Origin of the sequence: Mitsuaria chitosanitabida ATCC BAA-476 = NBRC 102408 (assembly GCF_001598255.1) — a bacterium.
GTDB classification, from domain to species: Bacteria; Pseudomonadota; Gammaproteobacteria; order Burkholderiales; family Burkholderiaceae_C; genus Roseateles; species Roseateles chitosanitabidus.
Map to the genome: position 1 here is coordinate 174,098 of NZ_BCYP01000006.1, position 21,956 is coordinate 196,053.

Sequence of the window (21,956 nt, forward strand, 5' to 3'; positions counted from 1 at the left end):
AGCTTCCGCATGTCCCGATTCCTGCCCGACGCTTTGCGCCCCCACGTGATCCAACTGGCGGTGCTGGCCACCGCGCTGCACGCCGGTTCCGCCTGGGCCGTCGACCCGTTCGTTCTGAAGGACATCCGCGTCGAGGGCCTCCAGCGCACCGACCCGGGGACGGTCTTCGCGGCCCTCCCGTTCCGGATCGGCGACACCTACAACGACGAGAAGGGCGCCGCCGCCTTGCGCGCGCTGTTCGCGACCGGCTTGTTCAAGGACGTCAAGATCAACATCGACACCGATGCGGTGGTCGTCGTGATCGAGGAACGTCCCATCATCGCCAACGTCAGCTTCGTCGGCCTGAAGGAGTTCGACACCGAGGCGCTGACCAAGTCCTTGAAGGACGTCGGCATCGGTGAGGGCAAGCCCTTCGACAAGGCCCTGGCCGACCGCGCCGAGCAGGAGCTGAAGCGTCAATACCTGACCCGCTCGCTGTACGGCGCCGAAGTCACGACGACCATCACCCCGATCGAGCGCAACCGCGTCAACGTGAGCTTCTCGGTGACCGAGGGCGAGCCGGCCAAGATCGCCGAGATCCGCATCCTGGGCAACAAGGTCTTCAGCGAAAGCACGCTGCTGGGCCTGCTGGAGCAGACGACCTCCGGCTGGCTGACCTGGTACACCAAGACCGATCGCTACTCCCGCGCCAAGCTGAACGCGGACCTGGAAACGATCCGCTCGTACTACCTGAACCGCGGCTACCTCGAGTTCAACGTCGAGTCGACCCAGGTCACGATCTCCCCCGACAAGCAGCGCATCAGCATCGCCGTCACCGTGAACGAGGGCCAGCCCTACACGGTCAACGCGATCAAGCTGGAAGGCGAGTTCCTGGGCCGCGAGGAAGAGTTCAAGCGCCTGATCGCGCTCAAGCCGGGCCAGGCCTACAACGGCGAGGCGGTGGCCCAGACCACCCGCAACTTCCAGGACCTGTACGGCACCTTCGGCTACGCCTTCGCGCGCGTGGAGAGCCGCCCCGAGATCGACCGCGCCACCGGCCAGGTCACCGTGACCCTGGTGGGCGAGCCGCAGCGCCGCGTCTATGTGCGCCGCGTGCTGGTCTCCGGCAACACCCGCACCCGCGACGAAGTGATCCGCCGCGAGTTCCGCCAGTTCGAATCGTCCTGGTACGACGGCTCCCGCATCAAGGCCTCGCGTGACCGCGTCGAGCGCCTGGGCTACTTCAAGGACGTCACGATCGACACCGCGGAAGTGCCGGGCTCGCCCGACCAGGTCGACGTCACGCTGACCGTGACCGAGCGTCCCACCGGCAACATCCAGATCGGCGCCGGCTACTCCAGCGCCAGCAAGCTGTCGCTGTCGGGCTCGATCTCGCAGGAAAACGTCTTCGGTTCCGGCAACTACCTGGGCATCCAGGTGAACACCGCCAGCACCGGCCGCTCGCTGGGCGTCACCACCGTCGACCCGTACTTCACCGTGGACGGCGTGTCGCGCGCGGTCGACGTGTTCTACCGGACCGTCAAGCCGATCAACAACCTGGGCGAGGAATACGAGTTCGCGTCCTACGGCGGCTCGGTGAAGTTCGGCGTCCCGTTCTCCGAGGACGACACCGTCTTCTTCGGCATCGGCTACGAGACCACCCGCATCACCACGACGACCGGCCTGCCCAACAGCTACTGGCTGTTCCGCAACCAGTTCGGCTCGTCGGCCATGTCCATCCCGCTGACGATCGGCTGGAAGCGCGACAACCGCGACTCGGTGATCACGCCGACGGCCGGCTCGATGAAGCGCGTCAACCTGGAAATGAGCCCGGTCGGCGACTCGCGCTACACCATCGCCAACCTGCAGTACCAGCAGTTCTTCCCGCTGGGCCGCAAGTTCTCGTTCATGATCAACAGCGAAGTCGCCTACGGCAAGGGCCTGGGTGGCCGTCCGTATCCGATCTTCAAGAACTTCTACGGCGGCGGCCTGGGATCGGTGCGGGTGTTCGAGCCCGGCACGCTGGGCCCGGTCGACGTGACCGGCTCCTACACCGGCGGCAACCGCAAGTTCAACATTAACACCGAGTTCTACGTCCCGGTGCCCGGCTCGGGCAACGACAAGAGCTTCCGCCTGTTCGGCTTCCTGGATGCCGGCAACGTGTGGGGCCAGGACGAGAAGCTGGAGTTCAAGGACACCCGCGTGTCGGCCGGCGTCGGCATCAGCTGGCTGTCTCCGATGGGTCCGCTGCGCTTGAGCTACGGCTCGCCGGTGCGCAAGAAGCCCACGGATAGAATCGAGCGATTCCAATTCCAGATCGGGACTGCATTCTGATGAAGAGCAAGCTGTCGCAGATCGTCGTGGCCGCGTGTCTCGCGGCGACGGCGTCCCTGGGCGCGCAAGCCCAGGAAGTCAAGATCGGCTACGTCAACAGCGAGCGCATCCTGCGCGAGACCAATCTCGCCAAGGCGGCCGAAGCCAAGCTGCAGGCCGAGTTCAGCCGCCGCGAGAAGGCGCTGCTGGACCAGGAAGGCAAGCTGCGCGGCGCCGCCGAGAAGCTCGACAAGGACGGCCCGGCGCTGAGCGACGTCGAGCGCGCCCGCCGCCAGCGCGAGCTGATCGAGCAGGACCGCGACCTGCAGCGCAAGCGCCGCGAGTTCAACGAGGACGTCGCCCAGCGCAAGAGCGAGGAGACGACGGCCCTGGTCGAGAAGGCCAACAAGGTCATCAAGCAGATCTTCGAGCAGGACAAGTACGATCTGATCGTGCAGGACGCGATTCATGCCAGCCCCCGCGTGGACATCACGAAGAAGGTGATCGACGCGCTCAACGCTCAGAAGTGACCGTGAAACAGGCTCTGGTCTCGGATCTGATCGCCGCCTTGGGCGGCGATCTTGTTGGTGCCTCCGATGTGGCGATCTCCGCGATCGCCCCGCTGGAGGACGCCGGCGTGGACGCCATCTCCTTTCTCTCGAATCCGAAGTACGAAGCCCAGCTCGCGACCACGCGGGCCGGCTGCGTCATCGTGCATCCGAAGCAGGCCGAGGCCGCCGCGGCGCGCCACGGCGCGGGCACGACCGCCAGCTGCATCGTCACGCCGGATCCCTATCTCTACTTCGCGCGCCTGACCCAGTGGTGGGCCGCGCACATGCGCAAGCCGCGCGCGGCCCCGGCGATCCACCCGACGGCGACTGTCGCGGCGGACGCCGTGATCGGCCGCGACGTCGAGGTCGGCCCGCATGCGGTGGTCGAGTCCGGCGCCGTCCTGGGGGACGGCGTGCGCATCGGCGCGCACACCATCGTCGAGCAGGACGCCCGCGTCGGCGCGCAGACGCGGCTGGAACCGCACGTGGTCTTCGGCCGCGACTGCGTGATCGGCGAGCGCTCGCTGATCCACAGCGGCGCCGTGATCGGCGCGGACGGCTTCGGTTTCGCCCCGACCAAGGGCGAGCAGGGCGTCGAGTGGGTCAAGATCGAGCAGCTCGGCGCGGTGCGCATCGGTGACGGCGTCGACATCGGCGCCAACACCTGCATCGACCGCGGCGCGCTGGGCGACACGGTGATCGCCGACGGGGTGATCATCGACAACCTGGTCCAGATCGCCCACAACGTGAAGATCGGCCGTGGCACGGCGATCGCCGGCGCGGTGGCCATCGCGGGCAGCGCCGAGATCGGCGCGAACTGCATCGTGGCCGGCGCCGCCCGCATCAACGGGCACATCAAGATCACGGACGGCGTGCAGATCGGCCCGACCGCCAACATCAGCAACAGCATCGACAAGCCGGGCGCCTACGCCGGCATGTGGCCTTTCGAGGACGCCGCGTCCTGGCAGAAGAATGCGGCCGCGCTGCGGGGGCTCTACGAGCTGCGTCAGCGCGTGCGCGCTTTGGAAAAGAAGACGACATGAACGAGAAGATCATCGACATCCACGGCATCCTCGAGAAGCTGCCGCATCGCTACCCGATCCTGCTGGTCGATCGCGTGATCGAGGTCGAGAAGGGCGTGCGTATCCGCGCGCTGAAGAACGTCAGCATCAACGAGCCCTTCTTCCAGGGCCACTTCCCGCACCGTCCGGTGATGCCGGGCGTGCTGATCCTGGAAGCGCTGGCGCAGGCCGCCACGCTGCTGGCCGTCGAGAGCTACGACTTCACGCTGGACGAGAACCACGTCGTCTACTTCGCGGGCATCGACGAGGCGCGCTTCAAGCGTCCGGTCGAGCCGGGCGACCAGCTGATCCTGGAAGTGACCCTGGACCGCGCCAAGGCCGGCATCTACAAGTTCGGCGCGCGCGCGCTGGTCGGCAACGACGTCGTGGCCGAAGCCAAGCTGATGTGCACGATGCGCAAGCTCGACTGCTGAGCCGTCGCCGCCTCGAATCCTTCCGCACATGGCCCAGATCCATCCCACCGCCATCGTCGATCCGAAGGCGCAACTCGACGACACCGTCCAGGTCGGTCCCTACGCGGTGATTGGCCCGGAGGTGCGCATCGGCGCCGGCACCTGGATCGGCCCGCACACGGTCGTCGAGGGCAAGACCACGATCGGCCGCGACAACAAGATCTTCCAGTTCGCGTCGATCGGCGCGATGCCGCAGGACATGAGCCACGGCGGCGAGGTGACCGAGCTCGTCATCGGCGATCGCAACACGATCCGCGAGTTCTGCACCTTCAACACCGGCACGTTCAAGGAGCAGGGCGTCACGCGCGTCGGCTCCGATAACTGGATCATGGCCTACGTGCATCTGGCGCATGACGTGATCGTCGGCGACCACTGCGTGCTGGCCAACAACGCGACGCTGGCCGGGCACGTCCATGTCGGCGACTGGGCCACCATCGGCGGGCTCACCGGCGTGCACCAGTTCGTGCACGTGGGCGCGCACGCGATGATCGGCTTCCAGGGCCATGTGGCGCAGGACGTCGCCCCCTACATGACCGTCGACGGCAACCCGCTGGCCGTGCGCGCGGTCAACCTGACCGGCCTGCGTCGCCGCGGCTTCAGCAACGACCGCATCGGCGTGATCCGTCAGGTCCACAAGCTGCTGTTCCGCGACGGCACGACGCTGGAGCAGTCGGTGGCCAACATCGAAGCGCTCAAGCACGGGCAGGATGCGGAGTCGCTGCGCGACATCCAGCTGATGCTGGACTTCCTGGCCGCCGCCAAGCGCGGCCTCGTTCGCTGACAGGCCCGGACCGCCAGCCATGACCTCCACGGATCCTCGACTGGGCCTGGTGGCCGGCGAGGCCTCCGGGGACTTGCTGGCCAGCCTGCTGCTCCAGGGGCTGAAGGCGCGCTGGCCCGGGCTGAGCTCGGCCGGCATCGGCGGCCCGAAGATGCAGTCGCAGGGCTTCGACGCCTGGTGGCCCAGCCACAAGCTGTCGATCTTCGGCTACTGGGACGCGATCAAGAACATCCGCGAGCTGCTGGCGATCCGTCGCCAGCTCGGCGATCGGCTGATCGCGGAGCGGCCCTCGGTCTTCGTCGGCGTCGACGCGCCCGATTTCAACTTCGGTCTCGAGCAGCGTCTGCGCGAGTCGGGCATCAGGACGGTCCATTTCGTCTGCCCGTCGATCTGGGCCTGGCGCGCCGAGCGCGTGACCACGATCAAGCGCAGCGCGGATCACGTGCTCTGCCTGTTCCCCTTCGAGCCCGAGATCCTGCACAAGGCCGGCATCGAGGCCACCTACGTCGGCCATCCGCTGGCCGACCAGATCCCCTTCGAACCGCCGACCGAGGACGCCCGGCGCGAGCTGGGCTTCGGCGCGGGCGACGTGATCGTCTCCCTGCTGCCCGGCAGCCGGCACAGCGAGCTGACCTACATCGGCCCGGCGCTGCTGGACGCGGCGCAGCGGATGCTGAAGGCGCGGCCCGAGCTGCGCTTCGTGATCCCGATCGCCCCGGGTCTGCGGCCCGCGGTGGAGGCGCTGGTCGCGCGCCATGGCGCGGGCCTGCCGCTGACGCTGATCGACGGCCGCGCGCAGGACGCGCTGGCGGCCTGCGACCTGACGCTGGTCGCCAGCGGCACCGCGACGCTGGAGGCGGCCTTGCTCAAGCGGCCCATGGTGATCGCCTACAAGCTGCACTGGTTCAACGCGTGGCGGATGAAGGGCAAGGCGCTGCTCCCGTGGGTGGGCCTGCCCAACGTGCTCGCGCGCGAGACCCTGGTGCCGGAATGCCTGCAGGACGACTGCACCGGCGAGCGCATCGCCTCGGAAGGCCTGGCCTGGCTGGACGACGCGCCACGACGCGCGCGTCTGCACGCCCGTTTCCTCGAGATCCACCAACAGCTGCGCTGCAACACCGCGCAAAGGGCCGGCGATGCGATCGCGAAAATCCTCGGCCGCTGAGCAGCCGGAGCAGCTCGGCCTGGAGTGGGGCCGCGAGGGCCTGCTGTGCGGCGTGGACGAGGCTGGGCGCGGCCCGCTGGCCGGGCCCGTGGTGGCCGCGGCGGTGATCCTGGACGACCAGCACCCGATCAAGGGCCTGGGCGATTCCAAGGTGCTGAGCGAGAAGAAGCGCGAGCAGCTCTTCGACGAGATCCGCGCCAAGGCGCTGTGCTTCTGCATCGCCGAGGCGACCGTCGAGGAGATCGACCAGATCAACATCCTGCAGGCGACGATGCTGGCCATGCGCCGCGCCGTCGAGGGCCTGCGGCTGAAGCCGGCGCGGGTGCAGGTGGACGGCAACCGCTTGCCGGTGCTGCGCATCCCGGCCGAGGCCATCGTCAAGGGCGACGCGCTGGTGCCGGCGATCTCGGCCGCGTCCATCCTGGCCAAGGTGCATCGCGACCGCTTCTGCCTGCAGATGCACGAGCAGTACCCCCAGTACGGCTTCGACAACCACAAGGGCTACGGCACGCGCGAGCATCTGGAGGCGCTGCGTCTGCACGGCGCCACGGTGTGGCACCGCCAGAGCTTCGCGCCGGTCCGCTCGCTGGACCTGAGCGGCGTGAGCCTGAGTGCCGGGACCGGCGTCGCCGCCGGTGTCGTCGAGCTCGATTGAGATCCCGCGGGCGCGAGCTCGCACGCAACCTGGAATGAACGCCGCATGAGCTGGCAGTCGATCACCGCGCGAGACAACCCCAAGCTGCAGCACCTGCGCAAGCTGGCGCAGGACGCGGGCGCCTACCGCAAGCTCGGCGGCGTGTGGCTGGAGGGCGACCACCTCGCGCGCGCCGCCGTGCAGCGCGGCGTGCGGCCGGTGCTGGCGCTGATCACCGACGTCGCCGCGGCGGACGAGGCGATGCGCGCGCTGGCCGACGTGGCGCCCAAGGTGCTGGTCGTCTCGCCGGCGCTGTTCAAGACGGTGTCGGGGCTGGAGTCGCCGGCGCAAATCGGTTTCGAGCTCGCGTTGCCGGGACAGCCGCGCATCGAGGCGCAGGCCGATTCGGTCGTGCTGGACCGGCTGCAGGACGCGGGCAACGTGGGCACGATCCTGCGCAGCGCCGCGGCGCTGGGCTTCCGCCAGGTGCTGGCGCTCAAGGGCACGGCGGCGCTGTGGTCGCCCAAGGTGCTGCGCGCCGGCATGGGCGCGCACTTCGGGCTGCGGCTCATCGAGGGCCTGAGCGTCGAGGACCTCGACGCGCTGAAGGTGCCGCTGCTGGCGACGAGTTCGCACTCGGACGCGCTGCTGCACGAGGCCGATCTGCCGAACCCCTGCGCCTGGGTCATGGGTCATGAAGGGCAGGGCGTCGCGGAGGCGCTGATGGCGCGCTGCGCGCTGCGCATCGGCATTCCGCAGCCGGGTGGCGAGGAGTCGCTCAACGTCGCGAGCGCCGCGTCCATCTGCCTCTACGAATCGGCGCGACGCCGTCTCGTCTGAGGCGAGGCGCTTTCAGCGGGCCATCGCCAAGGCGGCGACGCCCACCGCGATGAACACCGCTCCCGCGATGCGCCAGCCGCGTTCGCCTTCCCCGAGCAACTGGCCGCCGATCAGCGCGGCGAAGAGCATCGACAGCTCCCGTGCCGGTGCGACGCGCGACAGCGGTGCGAGCTTCATCGCGTACAGCACCAGCACATAGGCGGTCGGGGCACCGACCGCCACGACCAGCGCGTGCTTCCACTGCTTGCGCAGCGCCGGCAGGAAGCCCGCGCGATCGCGCATCACCGCGGGCAGGCTCACCGGCACGCGCAGCAGGTTGCACAGGTAGTCGTAGAGGATGGGCGACAGCGCCAGCACCTTCACCGCGTAACCGTCGATGACGCTGTAGGCGGCGATGGTGGCGCCGGTGAGCGCGCCCCAGGCGATGCCCAGCTGGCGCTTGCGATGCCGCTCGGGATCGTGATTCGCGCTTTTGGAGAAGAACGTGGGTCCCGCCGCCATCAGCAGGATGCCGCCGACCACGCCCGCCAATCCCAGCGCGCCGCCCAGGCCGAGGTGCTCGCCCAGCAGCAGCACGGCGACCAGCGAGGACAGCAGCGGCCCGCTGCCACGCGCGACCGGATAGACCACCGTCATGTCGGCGGCGCGGTAGCCGGCGAGCAAGGCGTTGAAGTAGGCCAGGTGGACGATGGCGCTGGCCAGCGTCGCGGTCCAGGCCTGCCAGCCCCAGTTCGGCAGTTCGTCGAGGCCCACGATGAACACCAGTGGCAGCCAGAGCAGGCTGACGCCGACCGCGGTCATGCAGGCGAAATGATGATTGCCCTGGGCCTTCTTGGCGGCGAAGTTCCACAGTGCGTGGATGAGGGCGGCGGCGATGACAAGCGCCAGTGCGGATGCCGGCATGGATCAGCGGTCTCGCATACGGATCGCCGTTCCGCGCCTCGCGATCAGTACATCAAGCGGTCGGGACGGATATCGCGAAGAATCGTCGTCGCGATCTCCTCGATCGACTTGTGCGTCGAGGACAGCCAGTTGATGCCGGCCTTCTTCATCATGGTCTCGGCCTCGCGGACCTCGTAATGGCAGTTCATCAGATCGGCGTACTTGCTGCCGGGCCGGCGCTCGTTGCGCACCTGCGCCAGGCGCTCGGGATCGATGGTCAGGCCGAAGCACTTCTTCTTGTGCGGGATCAGCAGCGAGGGGAGGTGGCCGCGCTCGAAGTCCTCGGGGATCAGCGGATAGTTGGCGGCCTTGATGCCGTGCTGCATCGCCAGATAGAGCGACGTGGGCGTCTTGCCGCAGCGGCTCACGCCGACCAGGATCACGTCGGCCGTGTCCAGGTTGCGGGCGGACTGGCCGTCGTCATGCGCCAGCGAGAAGTTGATGGCCTCGATCCGGTCGTGATATTCCTGGCTCTTGGCGACATCCGAAAAGCGGCCCACGCGGTGGTTGGACTTGATCCGGAACTCGTCCTCCAGCGGCGCGATGAAGGTGCCGAACATGTCCAGCACCAGCCCCTGGCAATCCTGCCGCACCACGTTCAGCACCTCGCGGTTGACCAGCGTCGCGAAGACGATGGGGCGCTGGCCTTCTCGCTCGCCGGTCTCGTTGATCTCGCGCACCAGCTGGATGGCCTTGTCGGCGTTGTCGACGAAGGGGCGGCGCACATGGCGCGCCTTCACCGAGAACTGGGCCAGGATGGAGTTACCGAAGGTTTCGGCGGTGATGCCGGTGCCATCCGAGACAAAGAACACGGTGTGCTGGGTCATGAAGCGCTTTCGGGGGAGCCTTTGCCGGTCCGGGAATGCCGTGTGCCGAAGCGCGAAGGATCGCCGCCGGCCGGGCCCCGAACGAGGGCTTACATCATAGATCGGCGACCCACTAGAATCGCCCGCAGCTTGCCCCTGACCCGCATGAACGCCGCCCCGCGACGCCCACAAGAATCGACAAGACCTGTCGTGCGCCGCGTCATGCCCATCCCCCGCGCCGCCAGCGATCTGGCCCCCGCGGCGGGGCGCGTGCAGGGAGCCCCGGTTTCTCAACATCACGGAGTTTTCCCATGTCTGATGCTCGCTTCGAGGCGACCGCCCTGGTCGTACCCTTCGAGAAACTGAGGATGACCGACGTCGAGGCGGTCGGCGGCAAGAACGCCTCGCTCGGCGAAATGATCTCGCAGCTGGCCGAAACCGGCGTGCGGGTGCCCGGCGGCTTCGCCACCACGGCGCACGCCTTCCGCGATTTCCTCAAGCATGAAGGCCTGGATGCCCGCATCCAGAAGCGCCTGGCCACGCTGAACACCGACGACGTCCGCGCGCTGGCCGAGGCCGGTGCCGAGATCCGCGGCTGGATCGAGGCCCAACCCTTCCCCGCCGACCTGGAAGCCGCGATCCGCGCGTCCTTCGCCGGCCTGACCGCCGACAACCCGGACGCCTCCTTCGCCGTGCGCTCCTCCGCCACCGCCGAGGACCTGCCCGACGCGTCGTTCGCCGGTCAGCAGGAGACCTTCCTGAACGTCGTCGGCATCGAGGACGTGCTGCACAAGATGAAGGAGGTCTTCGCGTCGCTCTACAACGACCGCGCCATCAGCTACCGCGTGCACAAGGGCTTCGCGCACAGCGACGTCGCGCTGTCGGCGGGCGTGCAGCGCATGGTGCGCTCGGACCTGGGCGCCGCCGGCGTGATGTTCACCATCGACACCGAGTCGGGCTTCAAGGACGTGGTCTTCATCACCTCCAGCTACGGCCTGGGCGAGACGGTGGTGCAGGGCGCCGTCAACCCGGACGAGTTCTACGTGCACAAGCCGGCGCTGCAACGCGGCAAGTTCGCGCTGATCCGCCGCAACCTGGGGTCCAAGCTGATCCAGATGACCTTCTCGACACCCGAGGAGAAGGCCGCCAGCGGCAAGCTGGTCAAGACCGTGGACGTCGAGCCCGAGCTGCGCAACCGCTACTCGCTGACCGACGAGGACGTGATCCAGCTGTCCCGGTACGCCGTGATCATCGAGCAGCACTACGGCCGCCCGATGGACATCGAGTGGGGCAAGGACGGCAACGACGGCCAGCTCTACATCCTGCAGGCGCGTCCGGAGACGGTGAAGAGCCAGGCCGAAGGCCAGGTCGAGCAGCGCTTCAAGCTCAAGGGTCAGGGCACCGTGCTGGCCGAGGGCCGCGCGATCGGCCAGAAGATCGGCACCGGTCCGGTCCGCCTGGTCGACAGCGTCGCCGAGATGGAACGCGTGCAGCCCGGCGACGTGCTGGTCACCGACATGACCGACCCGAACTGGGAGCCGGTGATGAAGCGCGCCAGCGCCATCGTCACCAACCGCGGCGGCCGGACCTGCCACGCGGCCATCATCGCGCGCGAGCTGGGCATCCCGGCCGTGGTCGGCTGCGGCGATGCGACCGACCTGCTGAAGGACGGCCAGCTGGTGACGGTGGCCTGCTCGGAAGGCGACACCGGCTACATCTACGACGGCCTGCTCGAGACCGAGATCAGCGAGGTCCACCGCGGCGAGATGCCTTACAGCCCGGTGAAGATCATGATGAACGTCGGCAATCCGCAGCTGGCCTTCAACTTCGCGCAGATGCCCAACAGCGGCGTGGGCCTGGCGCGTCTTGAATTCATCATCAACAACAACATCGGCGTCCACCCGAAGGCGATCCTGGACTATCCGAACATCGACAACGACCTGAAGAAGGCCGTGGAATCGGTGGCTCGCGGTCACGCCTCGCCGCGCGCGTTCTACGTGGACAAGCTGGCCGAGGGCATCGCGACCATCGCCGCCGCCTTCTGGCCACAGCCGGTGATCGTGCGTCTGTCCGACTTCAAGAGCAACGAGTACCGCAAGCTGATCGGCGGCTCGCGCTACGAGCCGGACGAAGAGAACCCGATGCTGGGCTTCCGTGGCGCGTCGCGCTACATCTCGGGCGAGTTCCAGGATGCGTTCGCGATGGAGTGCGAGGCCCTCAAGCGCGTGCGCAACGACATGGGCCTGACCAACGTCGAGATCATGGTGCCCTTCGTCCGCACGGTGAAGCAGGCCGAGAAGGTCGTGGCGATGCTGGCCGAGCGCGGACTGAAGCGCGCCGCGGCGGGCGGCACGGACGGCCTGCGCGTCATCATGATGTGCGAGGTGCCGAGCAACGCCATCCTGGCCGAGCAGTTCCTGGAGCACTTCGACGGCATGTCCATCGGCTCGAACGACCTGACGCAGCTGACGCTGGGTCTGGACCGTGATTCGGGTCTGGAGCTGCTGTCGGGCGACTTCGACGAGCGTGATCCGGCCGTGAAGGCCATGATCTCGCGCGCCATCGCCGCCTGCCGCGCGACTGGCAAGTACATCGGCATCTGCGGCCAGGGCCCCAGCGACCACGCCGACTTCGCCGAATGGCTGGCCGCCGAAGGCATCGCCTCGCTGTCCCTGAACCCGGACACCGTGGTCGAGACCTGGCAGCGCCTGGCCAAGCGCTGATCGCGGACCTGATCTCGCGATCATCGGAAGCGGCCTTCGGGCCGCTTTTTCGTTGCCGGGCCGCCCTGGGGGAAGTTGTGGATGCGCAGGGCGGGCCGGGCGACCGATGATGCGCGGCCATGTCCCGACTGCCTGATGCCGCTTTCCGCCGCCGCCTGAACCGCAACTACGCGGCCTACACCGTGGGCTTCGTGCTGCTGGTGGCGCTGCTGGGGCTGCTCGAACGCCTGGGGATGCCCAAGCAGTGGTTGGGCTTCTCCTTCCTGCTGCTGACGGTCCTGGTCTACGCCGGCATCGGCGTCTTCAGCCGCACGACCGACCCGGTCGAGTACTACGTCGCCGGCCGGCGCGTCCCGGCGTTCTACAACGGGATGGCCGCGGGCGCCGACTGGATGAGCGCGGCGAGCTTCCTCGGCATGGCGGGCAGTCTCTATCTGGCGGGTTATGGCGGACTGGCCTTCGTGCTCGGCTGGACGGGCGGCTTCTGCCTGGTCGCGCTGCTGCTCGCGCCGTACTTGCGCCGTTTCGCCGGCTTCACCGTCCCGGACTTCCTCGGTGCCCGCTTCGACAGCCGCGCACTGCGCGTGATGGGCGCGGCGGCCGCGGTGCTGGTGTCCTTCATCTACCTCGTCGCCCAGATCTACGCGATCGGCCTGATCACGACCCGCCTCACCGGGCTGACCTTCGAGATCGGCCTGTTCGTCGGCCTGGGGGGCGTGCTGGTGTGTTCCTTCCTCGGCGGCATGCGGGCGGTCACCTGGACCCAGGTGGCCCAGTACATCATCATGATCGTGGCCTACGTGCTGCCGGTGATGTGGCTGTCGGTGCAGCAGACGGGCTTCCCGCTGCCGCAGTTCACGGCCGGGAGCGAAGTCCGCCAGATCACCCAGCGAGAGGAACAGCTCCTCAAGGATCCGAAGGAGCTCGAGGTCCGGGCCCTCTACGAGCAGCGGGCCCGCGAGCACGAGCAACTGCTCGCCGGCCTGCCGCAATCGCTGGACGCGGAGCGCCAGAAAGCCTCCCAGGTGATCGCACGGCTGAAGGCGGAGGATGCGCCGCTCGCCCAGATCCAGTCCGCCGAGAAGCTGCGGGCGGCCCTCCCGCGCACCGAGGCCGAGGCCCGCGAGGCCTGGCAGCGCGCCGTCGCCGCCCACCGTCAACGCGCCGAGCCGCTGGCGGGCATGCCCCCGCACGCGCGCCCCTTCGCCGGCGATCCGGCCGGCACGCCCGCGGAGCAGGAGGCCTACACACTCTCCCGGCGCAACTTCCTGGCGCTGGTCTTCGTGCTGATGGTCGGGACCGCCGGCCTGCCGCACATCCTGACGCGCTACTACACGACGCCCAGCGTGGCCGAGACGCGGCGATCGGTCGCCTGGTCGCTGTTCTTCATCGCGCTGCTGTACCTGAGCGCGCCGGCGCTGGCGGTGATGCTCAAGTACGAGGTCTTCAACCACCTGGTCGGCACCCCGATCGCGGAACTGCCCAACTGGATCCGGCAGTGGATGCGCGTGGACCCCTCGCTGCTGAGCATCCACGACATCAACCATGACGGGATCCTGCAGCTCGGGGAACTGCAGCTGGGCGGCGACATCGTGCTGCTGATGACGCCGGAACTCGCCGGGCTGCCCTATGTGCTGGGCGCGATGGTCGCGGCCGGCGCGCTGGCCGCGGCGCTCTCGACGGCGGACGGGCTGCTGCTCACCATCTCCAGCGCGCTGTCCCACGACGTCTACTACCGCGTCCTGAACCCGCGCGCCACGATGACGCAGCGGGTGACGATCTCCAAGGCCCTGCTGCTGGCCACCGCGCTGACCGCCGCGGCCGTCGCCGCGCAGAAGCCGGCGGAGATCCTGATGCTGGTCTCGGCCGCGTTCTCGCTGGCCGGTGCCAGCCTGGTGCCGGTGCTGGTCGGCGGGATCTTCTGGCGGCGGGCCAACAAGCAGGGCGGGGCGGCGGCGATGCTGGCCGGCCTGGGCGTGACGGTCTACTACATGATCAGCGCCCACGCCGGCCTGCGCCAGGCGCTGGGCCTGCCGGGCGATCCGCAGCTGTGGTGGGGCATCCAGCCCGTCGCCGCGGCGCTGTTCGGTATCCCGGCCGGGGCGCTGACCCTGGTGATGGTCAGCCTGCTGACGCCCCCCCCGTCCCAGGCCTCACAGGCCCTGCAGCGCGGCTTGCACCAGCCCGGCTGGACGCCACCCCCACAAATCAATTAGAATCTTCGGCTTCCCTTGCTGGGCCCAGGAATTGACGCTGGGGTCCGGCTTTCAGACCCGGAGCAATCGCGAAGGGTCGCTGAAACCCACAAGGAGTTTTTATGCGTCACTACGAAATCGTTCTGCTGATCCATCCGGATCAAAGCGAACAAGTTCCGGCGATGCTGGAGCGCTACAAGGGCCTGGTCACCAACGGTGGTGGCAAGGTGCATCGCGTGGAAGACTGGGGCCGCCGTCAGCTGGCCTACATGATCCAGAAGCTGGCCAAGGCGCACTACCTGTGCCTGAACATCGAATGCAGCAAGGAAATCCTGGCTGAAATCGAAACCGGTTTCCGTTTCAACGACGCCGTGCTGCGTCACCTGACCGTCGTCAAGGACAAGGCCGAGACGAACCCGTCGGTGATGATGAAGGCCGTCGAGCGCGAAGAAGCCCGCAAGGCTCCGCAAGAAGCGTCCGCCTGAGCTGACAGGCGCGACAACTGACGTTCTCGTACTTCCTGACCCGCTGATCCGCGCCGCATGAACCGTCTGGTGCTGCAGGCGCAGATTCTCGAAAGAGCGGCGATCCGATACACGCCCGCCGGGCTCCCGGCCCTGGACCTGATGCTTCGGCACGAGTCCCTGGTCGACGAAGCCGGCAACCGACGCAAGGTCTCTCTGGAGATCAAGGCGGTGGCGATCGGAGACATCGTCAAGCGGGTGCAAGGTCTGGGGCTGACGGAAAGTCCGGTGTTCACCGGGTTTCTCTCGGCGCAGAAGCAGGGTCGAGGCACGGTGTTCCATATCACCGGGCTGTCGGACTGAACGAGGCGATCACGTCGCGCGATTCGTTTAAATCTGGATAGATAGAGCAGGAGTTCACTATGCCCCCGCCACGTGGTAAAGGTCGGTTCTCGAAGGACCGCAAGCCCAAGCGCAACCAACAATCGCTGCTGTTCCGCCGCAAGCGTTTCTGCCGCTTCACCGTCGCCGGTGTCGAGCAGATCGACTACAAGGACGTCGACGTCCTGCGCGACTTCATCAGCGAAAACGGCAAGATCGTGCCCGCCCGCCTGACCGGCACGCGCGCCTTCTTCCAGCGTCAGCTGTCGGTGTGCATCAAGCGCGCCCGCTACCTGGCCCTGCTGCCCTACAGCGACCAGCACAAGGTCTAAGGAGTCCACCCCATGCAAGTCATCCTGCTGGAAAAAGTGGCCAACCTGGGCAACCTCGGCGACGTCGTCAAGGTCAAGGACGGTTACGCACGCAATTTCCTGATCCCGACCCGTCAAGCGCGCCGCGCCACGGAATCGGCCATCAAGGAATTCGAAGCCAAGCGCGCCGAGCTGGAGAAGGTCGCCGCCGAGAAGCTGGCCGCCGCTCAAGCCCTGGGCGAGAAGCTCAACGGCAACACCGTCGTGATCACCCAGAAGGCCGGCGTTGACGGTCGTCTGTTCGGTTCGGTCACGAACGCCGACATCGCCGAAGCGCTGACCAAGGCCGGCACGGCCATCGTCAAGGCTCAGGTGCGTCTGCCCAACGGTCCGCTGAAGACCGTCGGCGAATTCCCGATCAACGTTGCTCCGCACACCGACGTGGTGGTCGAAGTGACCGTGAAGGTCGTCGCCGAAGTCGAGTAATCCATCGACACACCGGTTGGGCGTTCTGCGCGTCCACCGGACATTCCCCAGCTTTGCAGCGCCGTCAGGTGCTGCAACGATGGTGGAAGACCCAAGAAAGCCGACAGCTGCGAAGCGGTCGGCTTTCTGCATTTTCGGGGGTGAGTTATCCCGCTCGCCCCACAGGCTATCCAGCGTCCATCCACAGGCTTGTCCACAATGTCCGCGATCTTCACCACTCCTGGATCCGCCGCCGGCGATAGCGAGATCGCGAAGCTGCGCGTGCCGCCGAACTCGGTGGAAGCCGAGCAGAGCGTGCTCGGCGGCCTGCTGATCGACAACACCGCCTGGGACAAGGCGGCGGACACGCTCAGCGACACCGACTTCTATCGCTACGAGCACAAGCAGATCTACGCCTCGATCGGCAAGCTGATCAACGGCGGCAAGCCGGCGGACGTGGTGACGGTGTTCGAGGAACTGACCTCTGTCGGCAAGGCCGAGGAGTGCGGCGGGCTCGCCTACCTGAACGCGTTGGCGCAGGGCGTGCCCAGCGCCGCCAACCTGCGCCGCTACGCCGAGATCGTTCGCGAGCGCGCCATCCTGCGCAAGCTGGTCGCGACCTCGGACGAGATCGCCACCGCCGCGCTGAATCCGGCGGGCCGCGCGGTCAACGAGATCCTGGACGAGGCGGAAGGCAAGATCTTCCGCATCAACGAGGAAGGCTCGCGCGGCGGCACCGGTTTCCAGAGCATGGACCGGCTGATGGTCGAGCTGATGGATCGGGTGAACGAGCTGGCGGAGCAGGGCGCCGAGGACGTCACCGGCGTGCGCACCGGCTTCTACGACCTGGACCGCATGACCGCGGGCCTGCAGCGCGGCGACCTGATCATCCTGGCGGCTCGTCCGTCCATGGGCAAGACCGCGTTCGCGATCAACATTGGCGAGGCGGTCGCGATCAACGAAGGCCTGCCGGTCATCATCTACTCGATGGAAATGGGCGCGGCCCAGCTGGCGCTGCGGATGGTCGGCTCCATCGGCCGCATCGACCAGAGCCATCTGCGCACCGGCCGACTGCAGGACGACGAATGGGGCCGGCTGGCCGAGGCCGTCGACAAGCTCGGCAACGCGCCGATCTACATCGACGAGAGCCCGGGCCTGTCCCCGAGCGAAGTGCGCTCGAGGGCCCGGCGCCAGGCACGGATCTCGGGCCAGATCGGCCTGATCATCATCGACTACCTGCAGCTGATGAGCGGCAACGGCGGCGGCTCCGAGGAGAACCGCGCGACCGTCGTGGGTGAGATCTCGCGGGGCCTGAAGGCGCTGGCCAAGGAGCTGCGCTGCCCGGTGATCGCGCTGTCGCAGCTGAACCGCTCGGTGGAAACGCGACCGGACAAGCGGCCGATGATGTCGGACCTGCGCGAGTCCGGCGCCATCGAGCAGGACGCGGACATCATCATGTTCATCTACCGCGACGAGTACTACACCAAGGACGAGTGCAAGGAACCGGGCGTGGCGGAGATCATCATCGCCAAGCAGCGTAACGGCCCGGTGGGCACGGTGAAGCTGGCCTTCGCGCGTCAGAACACCAAGTTCGAGAACCTGGCGCCCGGCTACGTGAGCCCGGGGGGCGACGAGTACTGATCGCGATCAGCTCGCCGATGCGCAAAGCCTGACGCGTCACTATCATCCGTCGACACCTGAAGGGACGGATTCATGACCACCATCACCGCTCGCGGCCCTGACGTCTGGCTTGCCGCCGGGTTGCGCACCCCGTTTGCCAAGGTCGATGGCGCCTTGGCCCGACACGACGCGCTCGGCCTGTCGGTGCCCGTGGTCCAGGCCATGCTCGCCCAGCTCCACGGCGCTCGACCCGACCTGGCGATCTGGGGCAGCGTGGCGCCCAACCTCACCTGGAGCAACCTCGCTCGCGAGGTGCTGATGGAGGCCGGTGCCCCCGCGACGATCCCCGCCTTCTCCACCGTGATGGCCTGCTCCACGAGCATGACCGCCGCCTTCGAGGCCGCCGGGATGATCGACGACGCGCGCGGCCGGTCTCTGGCGCTGGTGGGCGGCGCGGAGAGCATGAGCCGCGTCCAGCTGGGCCTCGGCCAGAACCTCTCGGACTGGATGCGGGGCTTCCAGAAGGCCCGCTCTCTGGGACAGAAGCTGTCGCACGCCGTCGAGCTCAACTGGCGCGACGTGCAGCTTTACCTGCCCTCCGTGACCAACCGGACCACCGGCCTGAGCATGGGCGAGCACACCGAGATCACCGCCAAGCAATGGCGGATCGCCCGCGCGGACCAGGACCGTCTGGCGCTGGAGAGCCATCAGCGCGCCGTCGCGGGATGGGCGCGCGGTTTCTTCGACGACCTCGTGATTCCGCTGGACGGCGTCGCGCGGGACAGCATCCCGCGCGGAGACACCTCGCTGGAGAAGCTCCAGCGCTTGCCGCCGGCCTTCGACCGCACCAGCGGACAGGGAACCCTCAGCGCGGGCAATTCATCGCCGCTGACCGATGGGGCCGCGGCGCTGTGGGTGGGCTCGCACAGCGGCATGGAGAAGCTGCCGGCCACCGCGCATCGGGTGAAGCTGGTCGATTGGGAGCTTGCCGCCGTGGACTTCCGGGTCGAGGGCCTGCTCATGGCGCCGGCCTTCGCCATTCCGCGCCTGCTGGCGCGTCACGGCCTGCGCTACGCCGACATCGCGTTGTGGGAGATCCACGAGGCCTTCACCGCGCAGGTGCTCTTCCACATCCGGGCCCTGGAGGATGAGACCTTCCTGCGCGAGAAGGCCGGCATCGCCGCGCCGGATCGTTTCGGCGCGTTCCCGCGGGACCGGGTGAATCCCAACGGCGGCAGCACCGCGCTGGGTCACCCCTTCGGCGCCACGGGGGCCCGCATTCTCAGCCAGGCGATCAAGGAGACGGCAGCCCTGCCGCCCGGCAGCCTCGCGATCGTCAGCATCTGCGCCGACGGCGGTCAGGGGAGCGTGGCGCTGCTGCAGTCGGCGTGAGTCAACTGCGGTGCGCCCGCAATTCCCGGATCCAGAGCCAGATCCCCGAGATCGCGAAGTAGAGCGCGCCGACGCCCGCATAGCCGGCGACGTTGGCGATCGAGGGCATGGCCGGCATCCGCGCCTGTGCGATGAAGAAGCCACCCGCCAGCGCGGACTGGGCGCCGCTCAACACCATCACCCATTGCGCGCCGTGCGATCGCCAGCGGCGCAGCGCCGTGCCGAGTTGCAGCAGGCCGGAGGCGATCGCCCAGACGCCGAAGACGCCCAGCACGGCGTGCATGCCTGAGCTCAACGCCAGCGCGACGGCCAGCGTCGTGAGACCGCTGGCCCACACGTTGACGCGCTGCGTGCGGTTGGCCCGCATGCCGCCGCTCGCGTTCGCGTCGACCCCGTTGGCCGCCGCGTCCCAGGCCGGGTACAGGACCAGCAGCAGCGCGGCGGCGACGGGCGAGCGCGTGCCGATCAGCAGCGCGGCCGCGACCCAGAGCGCGGAGAACAGCGCCCGTGCGAGGTAGTAGCGCCTGAGCCAGGCATCCGGGAGACGGGTCGGTGGCGGGACGAGGGGGGAGGTGTCGATCGACGGGGACATGGTGGGAGGGATCGAAGTCGAGAGTTGCGATCGACGGAACTCTAGGAATTTGCCGATCCGTCGGGGGTGACAGGTCGATGACAAAAACGTCATGCGACGCCGGCCCCACGAATGCAGAATCCCCGCGCATGAAGATCCTGGTCATCGAGGACGATCCCAAGACCGGCGACTACCTGCGCAAGGGGCTGCGGGAGAGCGGCTATACGGTCGACCTGTCGCGCAGCGGCCGCGACGGGCTGCAGATGGCGCTGAACCACGATTACGACCTCGTCCTCCTGGACGTGACCCTGCCGGGCATCGACGGCTGGCAGATCCTGCCCTCGCTGCGCGAGCGGGGCGATGTGCGGGTGATGTTCCTGACCGCGCGGGACCAACTGAGCGACCGCATCCGCGGGCTCGAACTGGGGGCCGACGACTACCTCGTCAAACCCTTCTCCTTCACCGAGCTGGTGCTGCGCATCCGCACCTTGCTGCGCCGCGGCGTATCCCGCGACGCGGACCTGTACCAGGTGGCCGACCTCAAGCTCGACGCGCTGCGGCGCAAGGTGACACGCGAGGGCGTGGAGATCACGCTGACCAACAAGGAGTACCTGCTGCTGCATCTGCTGGTGAAGCATCAAGGCGAGGCGCTCTCCCGCACGCTGATCGCGTCGGAGGTCTGGAACATGAACTTCGACAGCGACACGAACGTGGTCGATGTCGCGATCAAACGGCTGCGGGCCAAGGTCGATCGGCCCTTCGCGAAACCGTTGATCCACACGGTGCGCCATGTGGGGTACTGCTTCGGCGAAGCCCCCGGCGCCTCCGATGCCATCGACGAACCGGACGAATCCGGAGCCGCGACCTCATGAGCGCGCCGTGGATCCCACCGTCGCTCGCGGTGCGCGTGACCGTGCTGTGCGGGCTGATCGCCTTCGCGATGACCGGCATGCTCGGCGGCTACTTTTTCTTCTTCGCGCGGACCACCATCAACGCGCACGCGGACGACCAGCTCATCGGCCGCGCCGAGCACTTCCGCCGCCTGGTCGGCGACGCGCGCAGCGTGCAGGACCTGCGCGATCAATCGCTGATGTTCTCGGCCTTGCTGGGCGCGACCACGGACGTGCTGCTCCTGCGTCGCGTCGGGGAGCGCCCCTTCGTCGAGGTGAATCCCGCCGGCGTCGCGGTGCCCGCGACGCTGAGCGCGGTGCCCACGGATCGCGGCATGACGACGCGCGACGTCGTCCGCTCGCCCGACCATCCGCGCATGCACTGGGTCGCGGGGCTGGCCCGCTCGGGCCTGGACGGCGCGACGGTCGAGGTCGTCACCGGCCATCCGCTCGAGAGCGAGATGCGGATGATCGACGAGAGCCGCTTCCAGATCCTGCGCAGCACGCTGATGTCGATCGCCGTCTCCGTGCTGCTGGTCTACCTGGCCCTGCGCCAGGGGCTGCGCCCGCTGAGGCGCGTCACGGACCAGGCGGCCCGCATCCATCCGATCGACCTCTCCATCCGCTTCCCCGAGGACGACGCGCCCCGCGAGCTGCGCGACATGGTGTCGGTCTTCAACGCGATGCTGGATCGCATCTCGCTGGGCTACGACCGGCTGTCGCAGTTCTCGGCCGACCTGGCGCATGAGATCCGCACCCCGGTCGGCGCGCTGATCGGGCAGACGCAGGTCGCGCTGCATCGCGTGCGCCGTCCCGACGAGTACCAGCAGGTGCTGGAATCGAATCTGGAGGAGCTGAACCGGCTCAGCCACATCGTGGACAACATCCTGTTCCTCGCGCGGGCCGATCACGCGATGCTCGACATCGAGCGCGCGCCGCTGGCGCTGGACGACGAGCTGCGCGGCATCGCCGACTACTTCGAGGGGCCCGCGGAGGAGGCGGGCCTGCGCTTCATCGTGAGGGCGAGCGGCACGGCGCTGGCCAACGCGCCGCTGGTCCGGCGCGCGCTGCACAACCTGGTCGTGAACGCGCTGCGCTACAGCCGTCCGGGCACGACGGTGCGCCTGATCGCCGAGCCGCTCCAGGGCGGCGCGCTGATCGCGGTCGAGAACGACGGCGCGGTCATTCCCGCGGAGCAACTGGAACGCCTCTTCGACCGCTTCTACCGCGCGGATGCCACGGGCGCGCGGCCGGCGGCGTCGAGCGGCCTGGGTCTGGCCATCGTCAAGGCGATCATGGCCCTCCACCACGGCGAGGCGCGGGTCAGCTGCTCCGCCGCCGGCACCATCCGCTTCGAGCTGCGCTTCCCGGGGGGAGAGGGCAGGTAAGCTGCTGACCC

The 21,956-nt window shown here is 68.1% G+C and carries 21 protein-coding genes; 18 read left to right on the plus strand and 3 right to left on the minus strand.

The genetic code is table 11. The features are described from left to right. Window positions 1–9 precede the first annotated feature (9 nt). From bamA to MCHT01_RS03755, 8 genes are read left to right on the plus strand one after another with little or no spacing between them, the layout of a single operon-like run. The gene (gene bamA / locus MCHT01_RS03720) at window positions 10–2,313 is read left to right on the plus strand and encodes an outer membrane protein assembly factor BamA (RefSeq protein ID WP_148661364.1); all 2,304 of its coding nucleotides are present in this window, start codon (window positions 10–12) and stop codon (window positions 2,311–2,313) included. Beyond that, window positions 2,313–2,822, plus strand: coding sequence for an OmpH/Skp family outer membrane protein (locus MCHT01_RS03725; protein ID WP_067062509.1), 510 nt, complete (start codon window positions 2,313–2,315; stop codon window positions 2,820–2,822). The genes bamA and MCHT01_RS03725 overlap by 1 nt, the downstream gene beginning before the upstream one ends. A 2-nt stretch (window positions 2,823–2,824) precedes the next feature. Next, the gene (gene lpxD, locus MCHT01_RS03730) at window positions 2,825–3,886 is read left to right on the plus strand and encodes a UDP-3-O-(3-hydroxymyristoyl)glucosamine N-acyltransferase (protein WP_439956151.1); all 1,062 of its coding nucleotides are present in this window, start codon (window positions 2,825–2,827) and stop codon (window positions 3,884–3,886) included. Then, window positions 3,883–4,338, plus strand: a complete 456-nt coding sequence (fabZ, locus tag MCHT01_RS03735; RefSeq protein WP_174549033.1) for a 3-hydroxyacyl-ACP dehydratase FabZ — start codon at window positions 3,883–3,885, stop codon at window positions 4,336–4,338. Before lpxD ends, fabZ begins: the two co-directional genes overlap by 4 nt. Window positions 4,339–4,366: 28 nt before the next feature. Then, on the plus strand, window positions 4,367–5,158 hold the full coding sequence (gene lpxA / locus MCHT01_RS03740; RefSeq protein ID WP_067062510.1) for an acyl-ACP--UDP-N-acetylglucosamine O-acyltransferase: 792 nt from the start codon (window positions 4,367–4,369) through the stop codon (window positions 5,156–5,158). Between the two features lie 19 nt (window positions 5,159–5,177). After that, the gene (lpxB, locus tag MCHT01_RS03745) at window positions 5,178–6,323 is read left to right on the plus strand and encodes a lipid-A-disaccharide synthase (RefSeq protein ID WP_067062513.1); all 1,146 of its coding nucleotides are present in this window, start codon (window positions 5,178–5,180) and stop codon (window positions 6,321–6,323) included. Next, entirely contained in the window at window positions 6,295–6,978 is a 684-nt protein-coding gene (gene rnhB / locus MCHT01_RS03750; RefSeq protein ID WP_067062515.1) for a ribonuclease HII, read from the plus strand. Before lpxB ends, rnhB begins: the two co-directional genes overlap by 29 nt. A gap of 45 nt (window positions 6,979–7,023) precedes the next feature. After that, window positions 7,024–7,797, plus strand: a complete 774-nt coding sequence (locus MCHT01_RS03755; protein WP_067062517.1) for a TrmH family RNA methyltransferase — start codon at window positions 7,024–7,026, stop codon at window positions 7,795–7,797. A 12-nt stretch (window positions 7,798–7,809) separates the two neighbouring features. Here MCHT01_RS03755 and MCHT01_RS03760 read toward each other — a convergent pair whose 3' ends face one another. Both MCHT01_RS03760 and ppsR read right to left on the minus strand, forming a co-directional pair. Further along, a complete protein-coding gene (locus MCHT01_RS03760) occupies window positions 7,810–8,700 on the minus strand; it encodes an EamA family transporter (protein ID WP_067062519.1) in 891 nt (296 codons plus the stop codon). A gap of 44 nt (window positions 8,701–8,744) precedes the next feature. Then, entirely contained in the window at window positions 8,745–9,566 is an 822-nt protein-coding gene (gene ppsR, locus MCHT01_RS03765; protein ID WP_067062522.1) for a posphoenolpyruvate synthetase regulatory kinase/phosphorylase PpsR, read from the minus strand. A 290-nt stretch (window positions 9,567–9,856) separates the two neighbouring features. On the opposite strand from ppsR, the gene ppsA reads away from it, so the two are divergent. The 8 genes from ppsA (at window position 9,857) to MCHT01_RS03805 (ending at window position 19,096) form a co-directional block, all read left to right on the plus strand. Beyond that, a complete protein-coding gene (ppsA, locus tag MCHT01_RS03770) occupies window positions 9,857–12,268 on the plus strand; it encodes a phosphoenolpyruvate synthase (protein WP_067062524.1) in 2,412 nt (803 codons plus the stop codon). A 119-nt stretch (window positions 12,269–12,387) separates the two neighbouring features. Next, complete coding sequence (locus MCHT01_RS03775; protein WP_067062526.1) at window positions 12,388–14,484, plus strand: sodium:solute symporter family protein; 2,097 nt, start codon at window positions 12,388–12,390, stop codon at window positions 14,482–14,484. A gap of 101 nt (window positions 14,485–14,585) precedes the next feature. Further along, window positions 14,586–14,948 carry a 30S ribosomal protein S6 gene (gene rpsF, locus MCHT01_RS03780; RefSeq protein WP_067062529.1) on the plus strand — a complete coding sequence of 121 codons (363 nt, stop codon included), beginning with the start codon at window positions 14,586–14,588 and terminating at the stop codon, window positions 14,946–14,948. A gap of 57 nt (window positions 14,949–15,005) precedes the next feature. Then, window positions 15,006–15,290 carry a primosomal replication protein N gene (priB, locus tag MCHT01_RS03785; RefSeq protein WP_067062532.1) on the plus strand — a complete coding sequence of 95 codons (285 nt, stop codon included), beginning with the start codon at window positions 15,006–15,008 and terminating at the stop codon, window positions 15,288–15,290. Window positions 15,291–15,349: 59 nt separating this feature from the next. Beyond that, window positions 15,350–15,640 (plus strand): 30S ribosomal protein S18, encoded by a 291-nt coding sequence (gene rpsR / locus MCHT01_RS03790; RefSeq protein WP_067062534.1) that lies wholly within the window; start codon window positions 15,350–15,352, stop codon window positions 15,638–15,640. Window positions 15,641–15,652: 12 nt separating this feature from the next. Beyond that, window positions 15,653–16,105 (plus strand): 50S ribosomal protein L9, encoded by a 453-nt coding sequence (gene rplI, locus MCHT01_RS03795; protein ID WP_067062537.1) that lies wholly within the window; start codon window positions 15,653–15,655, stop codon window positions 16,103–16,105. A 198-nt stretch (window positions 16,106–16,303) separates the two neighbouring features. Further along, window positions 16,304–17,725, plus strand: a complete 1,422-nt coding sequence (gene dnaB, locus MCHT01_RS03800; protein WP_067062540.1) for a replicative DNA helicase — start codon at window positions 16,304–16,306, stop codon at window positions 17,723–17,725. A 72-nt stretch (window positions 17,726–17,797) separates the two neighbouring features. Next, a complete protein-coding gene (locus tag MCHT01_RS03805; RefSeq protein ID WP_067062542.1) occupies window positions 17,798–19,096 on the plus strand; it encodes an acetyl-CoA C-acyltransferase in 1,299 nt (432 codons plus the stop codon). 1 nt (window position 19,097) lies between these two features. Here MCHT01_RS03805 and MCHT01_RS03810 read toward each other — a convergent pair whose 3' ends face one another. Then, window positions 19,098–19,688, minus strand: coding sequence for a hypothetical protein (locus MCHT01_RS03810; RefSeq protein ID WP_067062545.1), 591 nt, complete (start codon window positions 19,686–19,688; stop codon window positions 19,098–19,100). A gap of 128 nt (window positions 19,689–19,816) precedes the next feature. Here MCHT01_RS03810 and MCHT01_RS03815 point away from each other — a divergent pair, with 128 nt between their 5' ends. Further along, the gene (locus MCHT01_RS03815; RefSeq protein ID WP_067062548.1) at window positions 19,817–20,539 is read left to right on the plus strand and encodes a heavy metal response regulator transcription factor; all 723 of its coding nucleotides are present in this window, start codon (window positions 19,817–19,819) and stop codon (window positions 20,537–20,539) included. Next, on the plus strand, window positions 20,536–21,945 hold the full coding sequence (locus MCHT01_RS03820) for a heavy metal sensor histidine kinase (protein ID WP_067062550.1): 1,410 nt from the start codon (window positions 20,536–20,538) through the stop codon (window positions 21,943–21,945). The genes MCHT01_RS03815 and MCHT01_RS03820 overlap by 4 nt, the downstream gene beginning before the upstream one ends. Window positions 21,946–21,956: the final 11 nt, after the last annotated feature.

Coding starts and splice junctions, on each gene's coding strand:
- rplI (WP_067062537.1), top strand. CDS start 15,653: ATGCAAGTCATCCTGCTGGAAAAAGTGGCCAACCTGGGCAACCTCGGC.
- priB (WP_067062532.1), top strand. CDS start 15,006: ATGAACCGTCTGGTGCTGCAGGCGCAGATTCTCGAAAGAGCGGCGATC.
- MCHT01_RS03820 (WP_067062550.1), top strand. CDS start 20,536: ATGAGCGCGCCGTGGATCCCACCGTCGCTCGCGGTGCGCGTGACCGTG.
- ppsR (WP_067062522.1), bottom strand. CDS start 9,566: ATGACCCAGCACACCGTGTTCTTTGTCTCGGATGGCACCGGCATCACC.
- ppsA (WP_067062524.1), top strand. CDS start 9,857: ATGTCTGATGCTCGCTTCGAGGCGACCGCCCTGGTCGTACCCTTCGAG.
- lpxA (WP_067062510.1), top strand. CDS start 4,367: ATGGCCCAGATCCATCCCACCGCCATCGTCGATCCGAAGGCGCAACTC.
- lpxB (WP_067062513.1), top strand. CDS start 5,178: ATGACCTCCACGGATCCTCGACTGGGCCTGGTGGCCGGCGAGGCCTCC.
- MCHT01_RS03760 (WP_067062519.1), bottom strand. CDS start 8,700: ATGCCGGCATCCGCACTGGCGCTTGTCATCGCCGCCGCCCTCATCCAC.
- fabZ (WP_174549033.1), top strand. CDS start 3,883: ATGAACGAGAAGATCATCGACATCCACGGCATCCTCGAGAAGCTGCCG.
- rnhB (WP_067062515.1), top strand. CDS start 6,295: ATGCGATCGCGAAAATCCTCGGCCGCTGAGCAGCCGGAGCAGCTCGGC.
- MCHT01_RS03755 (WP_067062517.1), top strand. CDS start 7,024: ATGAGCTGGCAGTCGATCACCGCGCGAGACAACCCCAAGCTGCAGCAC.
- MCHT01_RS03775 (WP_067062526.1), top strand. CDS start 12,388: ATGTCCCGACTGCCTGATGCCGCTTTCCGCCGCCGCCTGAACCGCAAC.
- bamA (WP_148661364.1), top strand. CDS start 10: ATGTCCCGATTCCTGCCCGACGCTTTGCGCCCCCACGTGATCCAACTG.
- MCHT01_RS03815 (WP_067062548.1), top strand. CDS start 19,817: ATGAAGATCCTGGTCATCGAGGACGATCCCAAGACCGGCGACTACCTG.
- rpsR (WP_067062534.1), top strand. CDS start 15,350: ATGCCCCCGCCACGTGGTAAAGGTCGGTTCTCGAAGGACCGCAAGCCC.
- dnaB (WP_067062540.1), top strand. CDS start 16,304: ATGTCCGCGATCTTCACCACTCCTGGATCCGCCGCCGGCGATAGCGAG.
- MCHT01_RS03810 (WP_067062545.1), bottom strand. CDS start 19,688: ATGTCCCCGTCGATCGACACCTCCCCCCTCGTCCCGCCACCGACCCGT.
- MCHT01_RS03725 (WP_067062509.1), top strand. CDS start 2,313: ATGAAGAGCAAGCTGTCGCAGATCGTCGTGGCCGCGTGTCTCGCGGCG.
- MCHT01_RS03805 (WP_067062542.1), top strand. CDS start 17,798: ATGACCACCATCACCGCTCGCGGCCCTGACGTCTGGCTTGCCGCCGGG.
- rpsF (WP_067062529.1), top strand. CDS start 14,586: ATGCGTCACTACGAAATCGTTCTGCTGATCCATCCGGATCAAAGCGAA.